This window comes from Gelidibacter salicanalis (assembly GCF_007997285.1).
In the GTDB taxonomy this organism is placed as follows: Bacteria; Bacteroidota; Bacteroidia; order Flavobacteriales; family Flavobacteriaceae; genus Gelidibacter; species Gelidibacter salicanalis.
In genome coordinates this window covers 261,029-281,112 of record NZ_VORX01000004.1, presented here as the reverse complement: position 1 = coordinate 281,112, position 20,084 = coordinate 261,029, and the positions used below count along the sequence as shown (strand labels likewise).

Below are 20,084 nucleotides of genomic sequence, written 5' to 3'. Positions count from 1 at the left end.
TATTCATGAAGCATAAAACACACCTGCTTCCATTCCAAATCGTAGATATTCGTTGAGCCTTATCCGTAAGTTTGACTCTTTTTGTGGCTGAAATAAATTGTGGTAAACGCCAATTTCCGACACATCATCGGCTCCCATAAGAAATTCAGTTTTACACCATTTACTCAATTGAAAGTAAGCTGGATTTCCATAGATGGTGGACATAAAATCGGGAACGATAACTAGTCCTTCTTCAGCCGTTTTTGGATAACATTGATATTTTCTTGGAGTGATAGAATTGAAAGGAAGATAACTGTATCGAATACAACCCGTTTGCAGAACTTGAACAGTCACCAACGATGTGAATATGGCGTTTTCTACTAAGGATATTGACTTAACATCCACTTCTCCCAAAATGGTAGCATTTTTTATTTTAAGTATGGCGCGTTGGTCTTCTGAGGCACTAATGGCTTTTTCCTCCTTATTGAGCACATCAACAATACTATTTTCAATAATTATGGAGGCGTTTTCAAAAGTATCTATGCGAGCTACAATGGCGTTTTCTATATTCAATGTTATAGCTGCGCCTAAAACAATCCTGTTATCAGAGGCATCGGGCTTTAATGTGCAATGCACAATAGAGAGTCTTTCCAGAGCTGTATTATTGAGGACATCTATATTGGCTCCGTCAATTATAAAGCCATTAATCGTTACTTCAGAAAGTGCGCCTCCTTCAATGGTAAAATCAGTTGAAAATTTAAGAACGGGGCACTTGTTTTCTGCTGCCCTCAATTCAACAGATTGACCTACTCCGAGCAGTATTTGTAAATTTTCTTCATAGGTATAGCTGTCCAAAACTTCTACAATGGCGTTATTTGGTTGAGATTGAACCGCATTAATGGCAGCTTGTACAGTTGAAAAATCGCCTAAATCAACATCTTTTGAAACGGTAACTATGGTTTCAAAATTGGAGAAACTTGATGTTCTACTGTATTCCCCTCCACCAATTTCTTGCAAACTACCATACTTGTACCAAACAATGACGTCGTTTATACTTAATTCGGTGGCAAAGTCAGCACCAAACATCATTCTCCCTAATTCTGGATCAATAACTACAAGCCCAGCTGGCGGACTTGTTGCAGGATCATCCCATGTTGACAAATCACCTATACAAAGCTCACTTTCCAAAATATTACGATCTGGGCCAATACGTATTAAAATATCTTTTCCTTGACCGTAATGAGAATTTAAATGTTCTTTTAAAAGTCTCCTTTTGAATGCAACCGGCATGTGGTAAGGTCTCGCTAATTCAGTAATAGTGATTTCAGCATTTGGAAAATTATATAAGGACGTATTTATACCTAAAGGATGAAACGTGTAACGAGACCCGTCCACTTGAAATGCCACGGACTTTGTTCTTGAAAAAGCCTGAATACGCCACAAAAATATCCCAATGTTGGGTATATTGTACTTACCACGTTCCGAACTGATATTTCTTAAATCCGCAGATCGAGGAATAGTATCGAATGGCGTGCCCACATATTCCAATTGTTCCCAATTTTTTAAATTAGGGACGGCAATGTTATTAGGTCTTAAATGATTCAAATATTGCGTGGTTGCCAACAATCTGAAATATTCCACAACATTGGCATCCCAGTTTGTTACATCCCTAGCTAGCTGCTCCAAGATGGATAATGTGCCTTTACGTCTTCGATAGCCAATGGTATTTGCAACTTCAGAGCGCGATGTATATTTAGGATCGTGAATGGGTGCCAGTGGCTGAAAGCCAATAAGATCACCAATATAAGGTATGGCCCATTCAGAACAAGTCTCTATAAATTGGTCGTCATAGAGTTGGTCCATATTTTCCTCCAGCATGCCAATCTCTTCAGACAATATGGAAAAAAGTGCTTTTAAAGGCGGTAGCTCATGGTCATTATCAACTAATTCAGAATCCTTAATCCGATAAATGGCAGGAAGAAGTTGATATAACTTTTCTAAATCAAAATTCATATCTCATTGAATGTAAATGGTGATGGGTCTAGCATGATAAGTTCTGAAGCTGTGATGGTGGTGTTACTGGCATTTATAATTTGCGCAATTAAAACTTTTTCTAATTTTTCAACGCCGCCAGTAATAAAGAGTTGATCGATATCGATATAATTAACGCCCTCAGTGGATTCGATAATAGAAATAACTTCACTTAAATGGATGTTTTTCCCGATTTGGCTGTTTTTATAGGAATAGGCATTTCTCAACTTTTCAACGATCTGATCGTGAACTTTTTGAAAAACATAGTCTTCTCCAACGTTCAAATTTCCAACAATTCTAAAATATCTTTTTCTAAAAGATTGTATATGAAGCTGCACGCCGGGATAAGAGAATTTTTGAATTGCGCCACTTAAATTATCGAATAACTTACTGTTTTCTTCAATTTCTGAGCCATTGGCACCCGCCACAGTAAGATGGACTATTTTACCACCTTGTGACCAAAGCCAAACAGATTTTGCCTTATCAATACCCGCAAAAGATTTCGCAAAATTCTCATAATCTTTTAAGGAAACAATCCGATCGAGTGTATGTATAGATAAATTGGCATTTCGCCGAGCATCTTCAATTTCTTCTGGGTTCTGAGCACCTTCAGGTGCTACAGGATTATTAACAGTCTTAAGGTATAATGGTTTTGAAATCAGTTGGGAAATTTGATTGGATTTCAACAAACCACTTGACCCTATTCCTTTACGATATACAGCCCGAATATTTAATTTTCCTGTTGGCAATCGGGAGCCATGTACACCATCGCCAAACCTTATCGTAGTCTTACCTTCATTGCTCCTACGCACCGTAAAAACATGGTCATCTGGCTGTCTACCATAAAAATAAGGCACTTCTTTCCAGAGAATATCGTTGACTCTAATTGCAATGGATGATGAAGATCCTGATGCCGAATTGTCCGCCACATAAGTAACCGGAATGTGTTTGAGTTCAAATTTTTGAAAAAACATCCTGGCATCTCCACTGCCCAGAACTTCCGAAACCGTTTCGCCATGGGTCGCCAATGCTACATTTGCATTAATCCGAACGGTGTTCCTTACAAAACTATTTTCCAGACCTTTTTCGGTGATAATCTGCGTGTATTTATCCACTAGAGCAACCTCCTGGATGGTGTGGATTTCGGTCCTTATAACACCTGGCCAATCATTTACTTCTCCAGAAATAAGGATTTTTTGGTTTACTTTTAAATCGACGTAGAATTTTGATAATACGATTTTGGTTGTTCCTTTTTCTAAAGGTGACGTAATTGGTTTTAGTGCGATACCCAATTTTTCACTTTGGTTGTATGCAATGGAAGAGCGAAGTTGAGCCATATTACTCAATGACCAAGCAGGGCTTCCTTCCAGTTTTATTTTTGTTGATTTGCCGCTGATGCCATATTTTGTTTGAGGTACAAGCTCAGACGATGAAATTTTATATGTTGTAAACTCAGAATCTCCAGGTTTTTTCAATGCGATATACCCATCGTCACCACTTGTAATTTCAACATATTCCGCATCTAAAGTGATTTCATTTATTGTTTCGGCAATGACGTGTTCAGTCGTGGTAACATTCCCGTTAGCAGCAATATTCGTGATTTTTTTGGGCGCATTGTATCCAAATAAAGCCGCTCTATTACGAAAAACATACACTTTAATCTCGGAATTTTGCACAGGTTTTGAACTATTTACGCTCGTTTTGAATTCATATGGACTCCAATTTTGAATAGTCAAAGCAGATTGTAGTTCATAGGAACTTACCTTATTTAAGGGTCCAATAATTCCAGATACAGTACCAGAACTTAATGCGAAAGGCTCTGCATAATAAGCCACCATCGGAAACCACTGAAAAACAGGTAGGTAAGCCGTTAATAACGGTAGGTTTGTAAAAAAGATTTCAGTGGTATCAATATCTTTCAAAAGGTCAACCTTATTTACTTTCCTTACTTTTTTATTACCGCCTTCAACAATTAAAATTTGATCCCCTTTTTTAATATTATTGTTTATTCCGTTGATATATATGATACTGGAGCTAGCAAGATTTTCCTGTTCAACAAACGATTTTACGAGCATAGAATTCCAGTCTGATTTTGCATCTATATCTTCAACCGTTTCAAAAACCTGGGGTTCTTCGTCCTGTTCAGGAACACTTTGAGCCTTCACCCCTTCAACCATGTTAACAATCGGGTTTTCATTGCCAGAAACCCTTATTTTCCGAATACTCTCTGCTCCAGGTTGCATGGAGCTTTCGTCTAAAGTAAAGGAGAGATAAGTGGTAGCAGCTACCCCTGGATTTAATTCATAACCAATCATGGCTGCCAATTCGGCCACGGACAACCTTTCAGTGGCTGTTCTTAAGTAAGACTCATTTACAATTCTTTCTTGGTAAAAAGTGAGCACATCTGAAAGTATGGAAAAAGCATCGATCAGCGCAATTGTAAAATCGTCATCAGACCTTGTCGTGAGTTTTTTCAAGGTTTCCAATTGGCTTACGGTAAGTTTTGAGAGCAGGGACGCTTTAAAATCATTATAATCTCCAATACGATAATCTATCGCAGACAAGCCTGCCCGATTTATTATCTTAATTGGAGATCTTAATTGAATGCCCGCGCAACACCCACAATTAGTATGCTTCATTATCTGCCGCCTTTTATACGTAATTTTAACATTCCCATATCAATATGATTTGGATCGTTATCCAATCTTGGAATTTCATTTTTTCCGAAATCCAGTTTCCCTGTGTCCAACCCACTTGAAGATATCAATCCATAACGCCTGAATTTTGTAATATTTACCGAAACAACTCCATCTACCGCCTGAACTATAGCATATATCCGACTTAGATATAAGGATTGTCCGAAAACCAATTGGTCTGGATGAAAAAATCCTTTTTGTCCATTCTTTAAGGTTTGATTGCTCAAAACACTTGAAATTTCTCTTTGGATATCAACTTCAAAAGAATTCGGTTGAATGCAAACCTCTAAATCAATTTCCAATCCAACATATTCGGGATCATCAACTTCCAAGTCCACACCTGCCAATCGGTATTTTTGCAAGCAATCTCGAAGTTCTTTTTCCCATTCTGGGGTTACTTTCTTGCCATTTAATCTATCAGCCGCAATAAACGCCGTTTGCCAGCTTCCTGTCCAGCGGAATTTTGCAGATACCGACTGAATATCCTCCTTACAGCGTTTTGCCATTTCTTCATAATCTGATGTAATAACGGCTCTTTCTTGTGTTCTAAAAGCTTGCGGCGCATATTGCCTTACTTCTTCTTTAGTCTCTGGTTTTTTTCCTCCTATGGCCGGCATTGGATTGGTTATTCTTACAATATTGATTGTTGTGTTATTTACAACTTTTTCAATACTATTCCTTCCTATATTGCCTCGGGTGCCATTTCCTATCCTATAATTTGCCAAAAACTTAGACCCAGGATCTGGTGATTTTCCATTGTGGTCATTTCCAAATCTTATATATGAAACGCCGTCGGCATCATTTTCAACCACAAAATGAGTGTCCAAAATAGCGCTGTCTATTAATAAATCCTTTACGGCTATCCATATATCGTCGAGGATCTCGAAAGAACTTCCTGTTTCTACCACCTCGCTCAAATAAATTGATGGAATGGTATTTCGGATATCTTGCCTTATCATTTTTTTTGCAGACATTTTTAAATCTGAAGCGTCGGTTTCAGCAAAGATTAATCGTTCTGAATGTGTTAGTGGAGCGGCTCCTAATTTAGGATTGAATCTTGGCAATACTGGCATGATAGTTTCAGGCTCACACCTATTGGAAGGCGATGCAATGGCATATTGATATGTGCCTGTTGGAACTAATGTTGGAGACAGACTGCCTTGAACATTTTCAAAGGGAAACGCGTCATTAACACCTTCCAAATCCGAAAAAGAATGGCCATGGTCCACTAGCACCACATTACCTCTTGCAACGCTTACTTCAAATACTTGATCCCGATCCTCTACATCCAAAACCGTTGAAGTACATAAAGGGAATGGCAACGCATCCTCTTCGCTCCAAGTAATCAGCGTAATATCAATAACTTCTGCTAAAGTATCAGTAAAATCAAAATCCGTATGGAAACTAATATCGGTGATTTTTATGGCATGTCTGTGATCTGGATTTGCATCGACTGTCGCTCCTGTTTTTGGACCGATAATTTCTTCCAAAATCAGCACATCATTAATCTTTAAATCGTCCAATCGTCCAACTAAAGTCGCTTCGGTTGCTCCCTTGGGCAGACAACAATTTTGCTCGCCATAATTATGAAAAGACATTTTGTTATGTGCTGAAAACAATTGAATATCATGAACCGGTTCGAACACTAGTTGACTGTTTTCGAATGTGCTATCGAATTGGATTTTGGACATCAAAGCAGTATCCGATTTATCCGCCATACCTTTAGTTAAGAATTTGGTGATAAAACCTGTTTCATCCACTTTCTTAAGAATGGCCCTGTCCGATTCTTCATCCACCTGAATCTGAACCCATGTTCGTGCGTTAAGCCCGTCGTGCATATAGTAATCAATCAATCGGGCATGCCTTCTTACTGAAATTCGTTTGCGTGCAGTTCTTAAATAAGCTTCTGTACTGATGGCATCTTGTCTATAACTTAAGTAATCCCCTACATAGGCTAATATTTCGACTAGCGTAATTCCCAAATCAGCGGCATTTCTCTCCGTCCAATCGGGCATTAAAAGAGAAAGCCTATCCAATAAAAGTTGTTTAAAAGAGGCATAATCTTTGGCCAGATAATTTATTTCTGGAATATTTAGTAATTCCTCATTCTGGCAATTAATAGCTGCGGGCTTGCAATCGACATCTGTAAAACATGACACTTTAAAAGAAAATTCAATAGACGATAATTGCTTATCAAAACCCGGTATAAACTCCTGTTCTTCCCAGCTTTCCATAAGATGGAGCGTATAGATCGAGAAATCACCTCTATCAGAAAGATTCAATGTGATACTTTGATTTGAAGGGCCTGAAATGATTTCTTCAATCACAATACCACTCCATTGGCCTTCAATACTTAAAAAAACCTGAGCCGTTTCAATAGGATTTACCAACGATCTTAAGAAGGTTATTTGAAGTGATTTCTGTTTGTCTTCCATCAAAGCAGCAGGTAAAACCTCAATATAATCGATACCATTAAGATCTGTGGTAGCCTCTATTAACCGTCTTCTATTTTCTGTACAGCAAAAAATTTTCACGTTGTATATTCTTATTTTTGAAACACTATGGTTTGATTTTTTTTATTTCGTAGTAGTGTATAATTCACTTTGACCTCTAATGAAGAATCTATTGTGCTTATGAAAACCTCATTCACTTGGATAAGATGGCTTAGCCACTGATTTAATGCACCTTGCACCAAATATTGTGTGGTAGCAGCCATTTCATTATTGTTCGGTTCAAAAACAGCTTGTAGCAATCCGCATCCAAAATTTGGTCGATTTACACGTTCGCCGGGATTGGTGAACAACAATTGATAGATCATGTCTTTAATATGCAAATCTTCATCAGAAGTAGCAGTTCTGCCCAGTTTATTGAATTGATATGGATATTTAATAGTCATTGTATTATGTAGCCATTACTTTTGTTTGTGTAGAAACAATGGTTACGGGCGTCCCGTTAGGAGCGCAGGTAGCTTGACTATCCATCAGTAAAACAGGCATACCGTTGGAGGTAACTCGTGTTGCACCAGTAATCCAAGTTGCCGTTACGCAGGGTAGCGGGCTACCGTTCGGTGTGGTAAACGGGCATGCCGAAACCATGTGTGGGTTGGGCTGGAGCACTATTGGTTGTCCGTTCACCATCACTCGAGGATTCATCGTTGATGGTTGTGCTTGCCCCCCGTGTGCGCAAAGTATGGTAGCGCCTTGATGTAAAATAAATCCTGGCATGTTATATTAAATTCAATTATTGATTGGTTTAAAATGTTTCACCTTGTAAATTCCAATTATATTATTTTAAGTGCACCGTTGTTCATATCAATTACCGGTCCGAGCATCTCAATTTTAGCGCCTTTGCCGTTGTCTATGGTTATTCCGATATCATTTATCTTAATGGTAGCGCCAGTGGCACTTGAAAGTGTTATGCCGCCAGTTGGTCCAGGCAAATCACTTATTACGATATTGTGTTGTAAAAATGATTGTATCACAATGTTTGGAGAGGTTGGCAATCCTTGGTTCGCTGCAGATGGCACATCTGAAGCAGCACCCCATCTACACCCCACCCAAATAGGAAAATTGGGATCTCCCTGTTCAAACTCTACCCACACTCCTGTCCCTATTGGAGGCACCATATAAACGCCCATTGGCGGACCGGTTGGACCAGCAAGTGGCACACAAGGCTCTGCCCAAGAACTTGGTATGAGACCCAGAACATCGGGAATATTAAGCATCAATCGCCCTTTTTGGTTGGGATCTATATTATTAAGTACCGTGGCTCTGTATTTTCCATAAAACTCTTTGTCCATATTATACTGCCATTAATGGTGTGTTTGAAATAACGCCGTCCCGAGATAAAGTGAAATTTTGTTTATAGGAACCTGCTTTAATAGTATGGGTAACCGTATCAACATAATAGAGACCATCATACGTTAAACCTGCACCTCGAACGCCAACTATCATACGTGATTTTAAGGGCTTCCCATATCTCAACACGTCTAATGCCCCACTTGCCGTTACACTAGGGCTGGAACCTGACATTAAAAAACTTAAGATATCCCTTGCAGCCTCATCAACTGCCAATTTAGAAGAATCATTTGCAGTTTCAATTTTTGCAATAGGCACAGGTCTGGCACCCAAAGGCGGTTTAAAAATATTCACATTAGGCAAGGGCACAGGAATCGGCACTTTTTTCGTAGCTGGATCATAAATAGTGAATACTTTAATCTTTTTTGCCATTCCATCCAGCGAAAAAGTCAACGAATCCACATTTGATAAGGCATCGAAATTTGTTGATAATGCACTTTGTGGAATCGGGATACTGATATCTGGCCCAAAATATGCGAAGCTCAGCCCTGGCAAAGGGCCTGGGTCTATATAAAATACGTAACCATTTCTTCTTGCCAATTTCTGGATAAAAACCTTGTCGGTGGAATATTGACTTTCATACTTTTCAGTAGGTGCAGCAATAACCGGAATAATGGGTGGAATTACCAGCGGAATAATTCCTAAAGCGGTATATTTTGCCAACACTGTCATCACTTTTATATTGTCGGTCATACTAGGATAAGAGCTATTGTATTCCACCAAATCCATAATTACACTTAAATCATCGCCAGTTATGGTTAAAGTGGATGCTCCTGCTTGATTTGATGGGGATAATTCATGATTGGTAATAATGCCATCAATCAAAACTTGTGGCATCCCATTCATGGTGACTACTATAATAACTCGGGTAATAATAGGATCAAAAAAACCACTTGGCAACAAGGTATGTTGTAAGGGTGAATTTTTCCCGATGGTGAATCCCAATTGAAAACCGCTTTGCGCTTTGCCAACCGTAACACTTACATTGGTGAGTGCATCGATGACCATCTTTGGAACAGGAACTGCAATTCCTGGTCCCATCATTAATGTAAGATTGATTCCCTTTAACATTTATTTTTAGCCTGACATGCCTTCTGGCAAGGTTATTTTAATAATATTCCCGATTTCTTCGGTCAAACTATTTGGGTGCAGTACAGCATTAGAGTCGCAAATTCGCCAAAATTGCTCGGCGTCTCCCAAATATTGATGAGCTATAGTATCCAATCGGTCATCTTGGCTTACCTGATGTTCCTGCAACAACTGGAAGGCTTCAGGTTGAGCTATAAAGCGTCTTTTAACAAAAACATGTTTTTTATGGTCTTTGGATTCCAATATTTTAGTTTCCAAACCATAATATCTACTGGTAGGTGAAAAATAACTGTTATTAAGCCCTGTTTGCTGTAATATAGTTTCTAACGGATTGTTCATGTTATAGAGTTAATTCCGAAGTCCTGCAGATTACCGCCTGAATACATTTTAGCAAGACGTTCTTTATTTTGTTGATAGTTCATATAAATATTACCTCCTTGATGGTTAAAACCTAAATCACTGATGCTCAATACCCGCATCCCTAAACTGATTTTGGCTCGGATGGGGTTTAACTTCGTATCAAAGGCTTCTTCGGTAATGCTAAACTCCGTAATCCGAACTGGCACCACGCGGTTCTTGTTCCATATAAACAAGGTTAATGGTGCTTCGGCAGGAGCAATTTCTATGGTTCCTATTTGCGACATTAGGTTCGCGTTAAACAAGGTGCTACTTGATGGGTAAATTATGGTTTCCAAGGCCGCTAGCCGATGCTGAATACCTACATCAACTGTAACATCATCTGCGGACTCCATGCCATCAGTGGCATCTATTTCTGCTTCCAAAGTATAGGTTTCCACAGGTGGCCCAGTTAAACGCAAGGCTTCTGAGCGATCGCCATCTTCTCCAGCACCTTGCACTTGCAAGTTCCGGGTCAATGTATCGGGGTTGTATTGCAGGGTCACGATGCGCTCTATGGATGCGTTTTCAGCATTTAAGAGGACGATACCGCCTTTTAGGATGTATGGGGAACGTGGGTGGGATGACATAAATTAAATTATTAAGTGGCCATTAATTCCTGACATAGATTTCTATAATCCGTGGTTGATGAAGATGAACAAGCGGGTAATGTAAAACCACTAGTTTGCAATTGGGAATTAAACATATCTATTCGTTGCAACGAACAAATAAAGAAATTTTGATGAGCCTCTAATACGCCACCATTATTTTGAAATTGTAACAGCTTAATGGCTACCTGAACTAATGGATGAACTGCACCTCCCGAATTAAATACGAATTCTCTGGAACGCCTTGCCAAACTTCTACTTGTTGTAGCAATATCTGCACATTCTCCCAAACGCATAAATAATGGCCATAAATCCGTAATTACTGCATTTGCCAAAGGAATTAAATCGCGCTGCAGAATGCGATTTCTTTCCATTGCATCTGTTGCACTAGCTAACTCTTCTTCGATTCTCTGAACTTTTTCAACTGTTCTAAGTGACCTTTGATTAAATGCTCTCAAGTCCTGATAGTGCCGATCGGTGAGTGATTCTGGCTCAGATGTTTCAGGATTATTTACTTCCCTATCTCTTAAGCCCCACTGGTGGCCAATTTGCCGAAAATTATTCCATGCTTGCCTTTGGAAACTCCGATCTCCCATTGAAGAATTTCCAGCATCATTGTGCAAAATTGGAGAAACCCCAAATTGAGTTTGGCCAATGGCTGCAAAACTGTTTCCTACAGAATTGATAATTTCCGAATCAGATACTCCGCTATTTGGGCCGTCTATAACATCATTGCTTAAAACAAAATGCCTGTTCTCTGCAGCATCTAATATTATTAAAATAACATGGTCCAAACTGGTATAGATTCTAAAATTAATATTCAATGATCCATGTCTGGCAATTCGGTAAATCTCGTATGCAACTGTTACCGCATAGACACCACAATCTCGTGCCACTCTACCAATTAAATCGGTTGGCATTTCACTATCAAGATAGCTTCTCCCAAAATCCCGAATATCGTATTCGGTATGGAAAGTATAATTTTGCAGATAGCGCTGTATCCAATGCATTAATTCCGGCAAAGCATTTGTAGTTCCATGCAGTCGAACCAATCCATCGTACAATGCATTCCAAAGTTTAATCCTATCACTTCGACTTTCCCAATCAATCGTTTGACCAGGAAATGCTGCAACAACTTCTGGAAATGCAAAAACCTCATTTACAAGTAATTCCTGATTTCTGATAGTATTTAATAGCGTTGGCATTTCTATTGAATAATAAGGATGTTGGGCAATTTCATCAGGTCTGGGAGTACCAGGTAAAGGTCTAATTGTTTCTCTTGTATTATTTGCTCCAATTAGTTCAGGATTTGGATCAGGGGTGGTTGGTATTGTTGACATAACGGTTAATCCTCGGCCTACAGATCCAGAAAATGAAATCCTATCTTCTGACAGTGCTGCATTTAATCGACCATCCAATATATCATATTGCCTTGCCGCTACTGAATTTCCAACTAGTTGTGCCTGTCTTTGTTTTTGAATATAAAATGTAACAACATTTCGCATAATGTTATACAAAGTTGTAAAAGAATAATATAACATTACGCCCAGGATACCAAAAAAACTTGCATTTGCAACCACCGGATTATCCGCTAACCTCTGGGAAATGTCTTCGTCTAGTCTTTCCGTTTTTAACAAAACAAGAATCTGAGCGATATAGAATGCATTTCTTAATAATTCAATTGAAATATCATTATTTCCATGAGCTTCCTGCCTATTCGCTTGTTCAATTAATGACTCAATCGGATTATCAAGAGAAAATATGCTATTATTCAACAATTCGCTACTAACTGCAAAAGCAAACATAAATGCGCTACTAACGCCATCTAAAACATTTCTCGCATCTGCTTCTAAATTATGTTCGAGAAGTCTACCCACCAAACCAATTCCATGTTCTATTTTTTCCTCATTGGAACTCATTAACACAAAATTAGTAACTAATTCATCTATCCTGATTAAATCATAATTAGATAACTTCCTATTAATTTCTTCCAAAATTTCAGCAGCAGTTGTAGGGCCACTATAAACATCTCTTTGAATATCAGTTCCTGCAAATGATCGGCCTTGCTGCACCGTATGCACCAACTCATGTGCTAACAATTCTTTTCCGCCATGGGTTTGTGGTTTGTACTCTCCAGAATTGAAATAAATATCCTTACCTGATGTAAATGCTTTTGCACCCATAGCTCGACTCATTTTAGCCGCCTTATCATCACTATGGATATTAACACCACTAAAATCGATTCCAAACCTTGAAGACATAAATTGATTGGTAGAGGCGTCCATCGAACTCCCTTTCCCTCTCGTTGCGTTTAATTGAGAATTAAAAGATGATGTTGCTGTAGTTGACTGTGTGTTTAACGATTTACGTTGAAGCACCTCTTCTTCCTCTTCCTCGCATTGTGAACATTTTCTTTGCGTTGTCAAACTACTAATGTTCGAAATTTCGTCAGAAAGTGATTTCCTTTGAATTTGGGGCTTTCCACCTTTTTCTATGCTGCCAACTTCTTTCATATTCACCACTTTATCGGCAATCCTATCAGCTTCCTGCTCATAAGGGTCGCCTGGAGTATTAATTTGTAATTTTGCTTGCAGCGGAATTTGATTGAAATCGAATGGGTTCCTATTGAATTTGTTTTGCTGCAATACAAATGCACTTTTTGTTTCAACAGATCTGCTATGCAATTCGTGTGACTGATTCTCTTTATTGCCTTTATGTTTTGCAGTAGTGAGCATTATCCGTTATTGAGATTGTTTGTTGATAATCCATTAAAAATGGATTGCGCAATTTGCCGTCCAACACTTTCTGGTCTTGAATTGGAACTTGTAGAAATGGCATTGACATGCATGTTTCTTTGATTAAAATCTTCGGTAAATGTGTTTTCCAAATTGCCATTTTTGATCATTTGGTGTAACTCGGTTTGTATCGATTGACTAATGGCTAACGCCTCGTTTCTAGAAAACCCTTCCAACACTAATTGGTCAATATTTAATTCAATATTCGGTTTCATTCCCAATCCTTTATTTCTGAATTACTTAAATGCTTATCTACTTTTTTGTATTCGCTTTTTGTAGCTTGTAACAAATGATGCATGCCTATTTTTACATTTTCTGAAGCAGCCAAAAATGCAGCATTCATAGCAATGTTTTTTATATTTCCTCCAGGAATATTTGCCAGGGCCAATTTGGTGTAATCAACACCATTCACCCATTCTTTATTAGGAAATGCCTTTTCCCAAATGCGTTTTCTTTGAGTAACATCCGGTCGCTCAAAATGGAGAGAAAATCGAATCCGTCTTTCAAACGCTTTATCAATAGCGTTTTTCATATTGGTGGTTAATATGGCCAAACCATTAAAGTTTTCCATGCGTTGTAATAAATAGCCAATTTGCAAATTACTGTGCCGATCATGACTATCCCGCACTTCGCCTCGTTTTCCGAATAATGCATCGGCTTCATCAAAAAGCAAAATAGCGCCGCCTTCTTCAGCAGCATCAAATATTTTCTTCAAATTCTTTTCTGTTTCGCCTATATATTTGTTAACTACTTGACTCAAATCAACCCGATAAAGGTCCAACATCAAATCATTGGCAATCACTTCCGCAGCCATGGTTTTACCCGTACCACTTTCTCCTGAAAACAAAGCACTAATGCCCAAACCTCGCGATTGTTTTTTAGCAAAACCGCCTTCGTTATACACCTTAGATCTATATTTTACATGCATTGTAATTTCCTTGAGCATTTTAATATCCTCCCGCGGTAGCACAATATCACTCCAGGTAGCCAAGGTCTCTATTCTTTGTGCAAGATTCTCCAAAACAGGGCGGGTATGTTTACAGCAGGTTTTCCATAATAGGTTTTCGTAGTTTGAGTGGCTGTCCGCTTGGTTGATTTCATGCGCAGCAACCTTAATTCCGTTGGCCGACAAATTAAAATGCTCTACTAAAGTGTTAATTATTTTGGAGTGCTCGTCACCATCATTTAATAATTTAACCCATAACAGCTTTTGTTCCTTTTGGCTAGGCTTTTCAACTTCGTATCTATTTGGATTTTTCGAGAGTGTTTTTTGCGAAGCGTCTTGGCCAATAAAGACCAAGTCTTTACAATTTTTAACAAAATGATTTAAGGTATTGTTATTGCCTTGCTGGTCATCCGTACTATTGGAACAATCAATATATAGTGCAAACCGATTTAAGCTAGCCTGCCGATTCCAAAGCTTTTCGATAATAATAACATCTTCCAATTTTTGAGGAATTAAGATTGCATCCAGATTGTAAAGCGTGAATCCTAATTTTTCGCATACATTTTTGGCAACCGCCATCTTGTCTTTAGTTTCAATACCATTTAATTCAATTGTTTTTGGGGAGTGAACATTTTTGGAATAATCGCTTACAATCTGCTTCACCAAATATTGTTGAGATTCGGTAATAAGGTACTTTTCATCATCCCTCTTTATAAGTGAAGCCAATTGCTCTTCCAAAAAAGAAAAGCCCGTTAAATAATGTAGTATGCCTTCATCTATTTTCATGGGTTGATTAGCCAACAGGGTTCCTGAATTGAAGTGGATTAAATCCCATTTCCGTAGTGGTGAAATTGGCGAAATAGCATCCCAATGTGTTGAACAAAATCCTGAAAGCAGCAAATTGAAGGAGGGATAAACGGCTTCTGGATTCCCCTGTATATTTGAAATGAGTTGGCTGTATGTGGAATTTAATTCTATTCCTGCACAGACCAACAAGATGTTTTTTTCAAATTCTGAAAGTTGACATCGTTCCACTAAAACATCCAAATTTGGTTTTCTATGGCTAATATTCCCAATCTCTTCCAACAGCTTGGTAGATTCATCCGATTTTTCAAATGGCTTCTCTATTCCGCTTTCTGAAAAATGAAAGCTAAGCTCATCCATGGTCATTTGAATGGAAGTCATTAAATAGCTTCTATTCAATTCCAGCCAAAAGGAATTATTTTTGTCCATTTATGGTATTATAATTAAAGGTCCTGAAAAATTATCGAAAATGGGACTTGTGGCATTATTGACCCTAATACGCACCAAATAAGTTCCCGTTTCCACACCAACTATATTAATAGCAATGTCATTTAAATCAGTTTCAGCTATGTTTTCAAAACTGTATTCATTCGCATTTCGTGCTATTGTATCAAAATCGATTTCATTTAAAAAAACCGAATAGCGCTTTCCTTCTTCAATTTCCGGATGTACATCCGCGGTTAAATCTAAACCAACAAGGTTTATATTTTTCAAAATAGGGCTTAAAACGAAGGCGGTCAGATTGGAATTCAAACCATTATGAGGAACTTCAGGTTCACCCAGCAACATCTCGTGTACTATTTGTACGCCATGAATTCCTGCGCGTAACGTATTTGGAATGGGGAGAGTTATTTTACTGTCCAGTTCAACATCTGTGCGTAGGGCAAGACTGCCATCAAATTGTACTTTGGTCACTTCCCCTTGCAAACTATTGCCCTTAACAATTAAAGTGTCACCTTCAATAAAAATCCGATTGCTCGAATAGTCACTTCCTACACGCTCTTGTGCCACAATATCATGGATAGACGGGAACTTAATGTGTTTTACATATAATTTGCTTTTCAAAACCGGTAGAGCTTGTCTAACAGATTTGTCTTTTCGTAACAACGCCACACATACCTTGTAATAGACACTTAGCCTATATTTTGCTCCAAACATGGTCCAAAGCTTTGAAATCTCTTCGGTATTAAGATATTCTGGGGTTATTTTAATCTGTTCAATTTGATCAGATAAATTTGAATCTGCTAAAATGGCTTCGCCCGCTAATGTATTGGCTATGAAATCTCTGCCAATAATGACATTATCATGAAACGCCACCATACCATAACCCATCATTAAATCTGCATTTACTTTCTCACTGCCATGTGCACTCAACACATAATATAAATTCAGCGCCAGATAAGGGTTGGAAATACGCTGCCCATAATTATTTCTTGATGTTAAATCTTGATTGCGCCACCCATCATTTTCTTTAACCATATATAGATAGAGGTTTAGCGCATTATCGGATTTGTTTAGTTCTGCTTCCAACCTGTCCAAAGGTTCAGTAAACACAACCGCACCCAATGAACTAATCCCTTCATCACTTACACTTTCATGAAGTATGGATTTTAATGTATGGGTAACGGCACCTATGGCTTTTAGAGAACTCACAAATAGTTGTTGTTTTTATTAATAAAATCTTTGAGTGACAATTAAAGATTAGCTTTTGTTTTTGGCTTGACAGGCAACTTTTGAGTGTCTTTTGCCAATAGTTTTAATATACCATAACAGTCGTATTCCCTATTTTAGATTTACTGTATAGCCTGATACGAATCATATAATTTCTGTCTTTGACCATTTTTATTTTGATGTAAGAATTAAAATTCGAACCGCTATCATCATCCCCTGCTAGAAAGATCTCATTACTATTATTTTGATCTATTTCATTAAGAACCATCACTGTATCCATATCTCCAAAAGTCCTAATCTCATAATCTTTGGTTGATGGAGCTATAAATTTAAAATTGATTTGTTCACCGGCTTTAATTTTTAATTGGTGACATTTATAAAGTTCAAGTTCCTTGGTTTCAACAAATGGTTCTTCTGGATAAAATGATTTTACCCATAACTTATCACGAGTAGATAATCCAGGAGCTGGCGAGATACCATCTGTTAATTCTGGAGGTTGAATAATCCATGCACCTGGCATAGGATACATCATAATAGAGTCTTCATCTAGCTCGGAACCTTGAATTTCATCAGCAGCTTTTTTGTCCAAAACATTATGCCTTATTGTGCCTATATCCCAATTATTTGGCGGTCCACTAAGATCATTTACAACTTGCGACTCATTCCAAACAATCCCTGCAAAAGGATTTTGGTGCTCATGGGGAAAACCCATAGCATGTCCTATTTCATGCAAAATAGTATCCAAATCATTTCTAATATCCCACCCAAAATTCATGGTTAATTGATTTTTGGGAATGTTCCAACAATCCCTTCCAACATATGACCAAGAGCCGTCACCATCGACAAAACCAATCCTTATGATAGCATCATTTCTATTGTTAACTTCTTCAAATGTGAGTCCTATGCCCACATTTTTCCATGTATTAAATCCTTGTCTTACTTTTTCCTTTTCGGCAGCACTACCATCTTGAAAATAGAAAGTTAGATTGGTACCATTCACCCATTTCTTAGCTATAAGAATAATCATTCGTTCCGTCAATGCGTCATGTCCTGGTCGTGGTGCTCGCTCAGGCATTATGGGCATGGAACATAAATTTCTTATAGGGATGTCCTTTTGTGTGTGTCTTTTGGTTTGCATTTTTTGGTATGTTAAATTAATCTCATTTATTTTTTTAACGACATCGTCTCATTCTGATTATATTTGAAATTTTGATTAAAAGTTGAATCAACATTAGACTGTATTGCATGATTAACGCATCAGAAGGCTTATAGAGAACTCACAGCAGTCATTTTCTCTTATTAATATAATCCTCAAGAGATAACTTAAGATTGGGTTTTGGTTTTGGATTAGTTGGCGCCTTATGAGTAGCATTAACAGCCTTAATTTCTATCCTTCCAATAGATATTTTAATAGACCGTTGCACAGGTGTAGCGTCAGTTTTATTATCAGTAATACCATCGTGGTTTACATTAACACTATTTTCATTAATAGATGTGGTTTTTTTAGGCTTGTTTAATAGCCCATAAGTCTTACTTACCAAAATATTATCCGCATTCTGATTAGGTGTTTCAGATGATTTGGTCCTAATATCCTGGTGTTTTGATTGCATCGACTCCATACTTTCTTTCCTGTTTTCTTCATTTTTAGGTTCCAACGAAAAAAAATGGTCTTCAGTTGTTTTTAAAAAATTGGTTTGATTTTCTTGACTGTTGTTAGTGGTTTTTCCCTCGGAATTATTTGTCCAAAATTTTTCCTTAATTTGCTTAGCTTCAGTAGGTATAGCAACATTTGGACTACTTTCTTGTATGGAAACATCTTCTTTTCCAAGCGTATTTATTAACCCCGCTTCACTAGATAAGCCACCACTACCTTCAAATCTACTTTTTAACCGCGGTTCCACAATACTTTGAGTTTGTGAACTTCTGTCTAAAAGATTTTTTAGATAATTATGATTCATGAATTTAAAAGATTGAGATAATGGTTTCTTCTATTTTCGGACATATTAATGATGTCCGATTCCGACCACCCGAAAGTTTTTGCCAACACATATATTTCATCTAAAAGGCTTTTTGCCCAATGGTCAATCTCCTTCCATAAGTATGCGACAATGTCAAAATTGACTTGCCATTCATGAGAACACTCCACACAATTTAGATGGTATGTAATATTTGAAGCCTGACATATCGTATCAAATTTATCATTGATTTGATTTATTATATCATCGGGAATGTTTTGATGAAATGTTTGACTTTGCAAATCTTTAAGATTTATCATGCAATTTCGAATAATCTGACTGGCATCATTAGTGAAAAGATCATCAGAATTAGGCAATCTAATCATCAAGATATCGTCGTGGGAATCAATCAATATTTCTATATTATCGGGAATATCGTATAAGCTTGGAATTCCTACCTGCTCAAAATTAAAATCCCATTCTACCATTTGATTACATTTAGGGCAATGGGAAATATTATCAAATTGATTTCCGAAGAGTTTTTTACGAACATGAAATAATGCGATATCTCTTTTTTCAATACTCCAATCCACAATATTTGAATGGTCAGTTGCATTCAAGGCTAAGGATGCAAGAGCCACACCCTTAAACGTTTGATTTTTACCGACACAATGGTCCCAAACATTGAGAATTGAATTAGCAGTCATTACTCAGGTTCGGTAAAGGAAACTTCCTGTGGTTCTGAAATGGCGTAATCTCGCTCCCAGCCTTCGTTTTCTAGTTTTAGAGACTGAATGGCAACGGCATTGGCATTGGCATCCAATTCTGGAAATGCATTAAATTCAGATACCCAACACCTATATATATTATATGAAATGGCCAACTGTCCTGCTTCGTTATAAACTTCAAGCGTAATGTTTTTTCGAAAATCTTGTAAAGATACTTCGCCTCCCAAACCAGCTCCAAAGTTCCAAATTTTGTTCGCCCATTTTTCAAATTCGGTATCATGGGTAACGCCTCGCTCTACCGTAATGGCTTCAAACTCTGTTCTTCCTGGGGATTTCCTGCTGCTACTCGGGTCGCCGCCTTCACGGTGTGTAATCACTTCGGTTGTTTTTTTAAGGCCGCTTACTTTACTAACTCCTGCAACATACTTCCCATCCCATTTAATGCGAAATTTGAAGTTTTTGTATGGATCAAATCGATTGGTATTAACTGTAAATTGTGGCATGATAAAATGGTTTTAAATGATAAATG

17 protein-coding genes are annotated in these 20,084 nt (G+C 37.8%); all 17 read right to left on the bottom strand.

Annotation, left to right across the window (positions count from 1 at the left end; all coding sequences use genetic code 11):
• Positions 1-3: 3 nt before the first annotated feature.
• On the bottom strand, positions 4-1,992 hold the full coding sequence (locus ES711_RS10535) for a hypothetical protein (protein ID WP_146893256.1): 1,989 nt from the start codon (positions 1,990-1,992) through the stop codon (positions 4-6).
• Positions 1,989-4,649, bottom strand: a complete 2,661-nt coding sequence (locus ES711_RS10530) for a baseplate J/gp47 family protein (protein ID WP_146893255.1) — start codon at positions 4,647-4,649, stop codon at positions 1,989-1,991. The genes ES711_RS10535 and ES711_RS10530 overlap by 4 nt, the downstream gene beginning before the upstream one ends.
• Positions 4,649-7,240, bottom strand: coding sequence for a putative baseplate assembly protein (locus ES711_RS10525; RefSeq protein WP_146893254.1), 2,592 nt, complete (start codon positions 7,238-7,240; stop codon positions 4,649-4,651). The genes ES711_RS10530 and ES711_RS10525 overlap by 1 nt, the downstream gene beginning before the upstream one ends.
• Before the next feature lie 11 nt (positions 7,241-7,251).
• Entirely contained in the window at positions 7,252-7,602 is a 351-nt protein-coding gene (locus tag ES711_RS10520; protein WP_146893253.1) for a GPW/gp25 family protein, read from the bottom strand.
• A gap of 4 nt (positions 7,603-7,606) precedes the next feature.
• Positions 7,607-7,930, bottom strand: coding sequence for a PAAR-like protein (locus ES711_RS10515; RefSeq protein WP_146893252.1), 324 nt, complete (start codon positions 7,928-7,930; stop codon positions 7,607-7,609).
• Between the two features lie 56 nt (positions 7,931-7,986).
• Positions 7,987-8,505 (bottom strand): phage baseplate assembly protein V, encoded by a 519-nt coding sequence (locus ES711_RS10510; RefSeq protein ID WP_146893251.1) that lies wholly within the window; start codon positions 8,503-8,505, stop codon positions 7,987-7,989.
• A gap of 1 nt (position 8,506) precedes the next feature.
• Positions 8,507-9,634 carry a hypothetical protein gene (locus ES711_RS10505; protein WP_146893250.1) on the bottom strand — a complete coding sequence of 376 codons (1,128 nt, stop codon included), beginning with the start codon at positions 9,632-9,634 and terminating at the stop codon, positions 8,507-8,509.
• Between the two features lie 6 nt (positions 9,635-9,640).
• Entirely contained in the window at positions 9,641-9,991 is a 351-nt protein-coding gene (locus tag ES711_RS10500; RefSeq protein ID WP_146893249.1) for a LysM domain-containing protein, read from the bottom strand.
• Positions 9,988-10,638 carry a hypothetical protein gene (locus ES711_RS10495; RefSeq protein WP_146893248.1) on the bottom strand — a complete coding sequence of 217 codons (651 nt, stop codon included), beginning with the start codon at positions 10,636-10,638 and terminating at the stop codon, positions 9,988-9,990. Before ES711_RS10495 ends, ES711_RS10500 begins: the two co-directional genes overlap by 4 nt.
• 11 nt (positions 10,639-10,649) lie before the next feature.
• Positions 10,650-13,391, bottom strand: coding sequence for an eCIS core domain-containing protein (locus ES711_RS10490; protein WP_146893247.1), 2,742 nt, complete (start codon positions 13,389-13,391; stop codon positions 10,650-10,652).
• On the bottom strand, positions 13,391-13,666 hold the full coding sequence (locus ES711_RS10485) for a hypothetical protein (RefSeq protein WP_146893246.1): 276 nt from the start codon (positions 13,664-13,666) through the stop codon (positions 13,391-13,393). The genes ES711_RS10490 and ES711_RS10485 overlap by 1 nt, the downstream gene beginning before the upstream one ends.
• A complete protein-coding gene (locus tag ES711_RS10480; RefSeq protein ID WP_146893245.1) occupies positions 13,663-15,630 on the bottom strand; it encodes an ATP-binding protein in 1,968 nt (655 codons plus the stop codon). The genes ES711_RS10485 and ES711_RS10480 overlap by 4 nt, the downstream gene beginning before the upstream one ends.
• Positions 15,631-16,854, bottom strand: a complete 1,224-nt coding sequence (locus tag ES711_RS10475) for a DUF4255 domain-containing protein (protein WP_146893244.1) — start codon at positions 16,852-16,854, stop codon at positions 15,631-15,633.
• Positions 16,855-16,957: 103 nt separating this feature from the next.
• Complete coding sequence (locus ES711_RS10470; RefSeq protein ID WP_146893243.1) at positions 16,958-18,010, bottom strand: M12 family metallopeptidase; 1,053 nt, start codon at positions 18,008-18,010, stop codon at positions 16,958-16,960.
• Between the two features lie 148 nt (positions 18,011-18,158).
• A complete protein-coding gene (locus ES711_RS10465) occupies positions 18,159-18,830 on the bottom strand; it encodes a hypothetical protein (RefSeq protein WP_146893242.1) in 672 nt (223 codons plus the stop codon).
• Positions 18,827-19,534, bottom strand: coding sequence for a T4 family baseplate hub assembly chaperone (locus ES711_RS10460; protein WP_146893241.1), 708 nt, complete (start codon positions 19,532-19,534; stop codon positions 18,827-18,829). The genes ES711_RS10465 and ES711_RS10460 overlap by 4 nt, the downstream gene beginning before the upstream one ends.
• Positions 19,534-20,058 carry a phage tail protein gene (locus ES711_RS10455; RefSeq protein ID WP_146893240.1) on the bottom strand — a complete coding sequence of 175 codons (525 nt, stop codon included), beginning with the start codon at positions 20,056-20,058 and terminating at the stop codon, positions 19,534-19,536. Before ES711_RS10455 ends, ES711_RS10460 begins: the two co-directional genes overlap by 1 nt.
• Between the last annotated feature and the right edge of the window lie 26 nt (positions 20,059-20,084).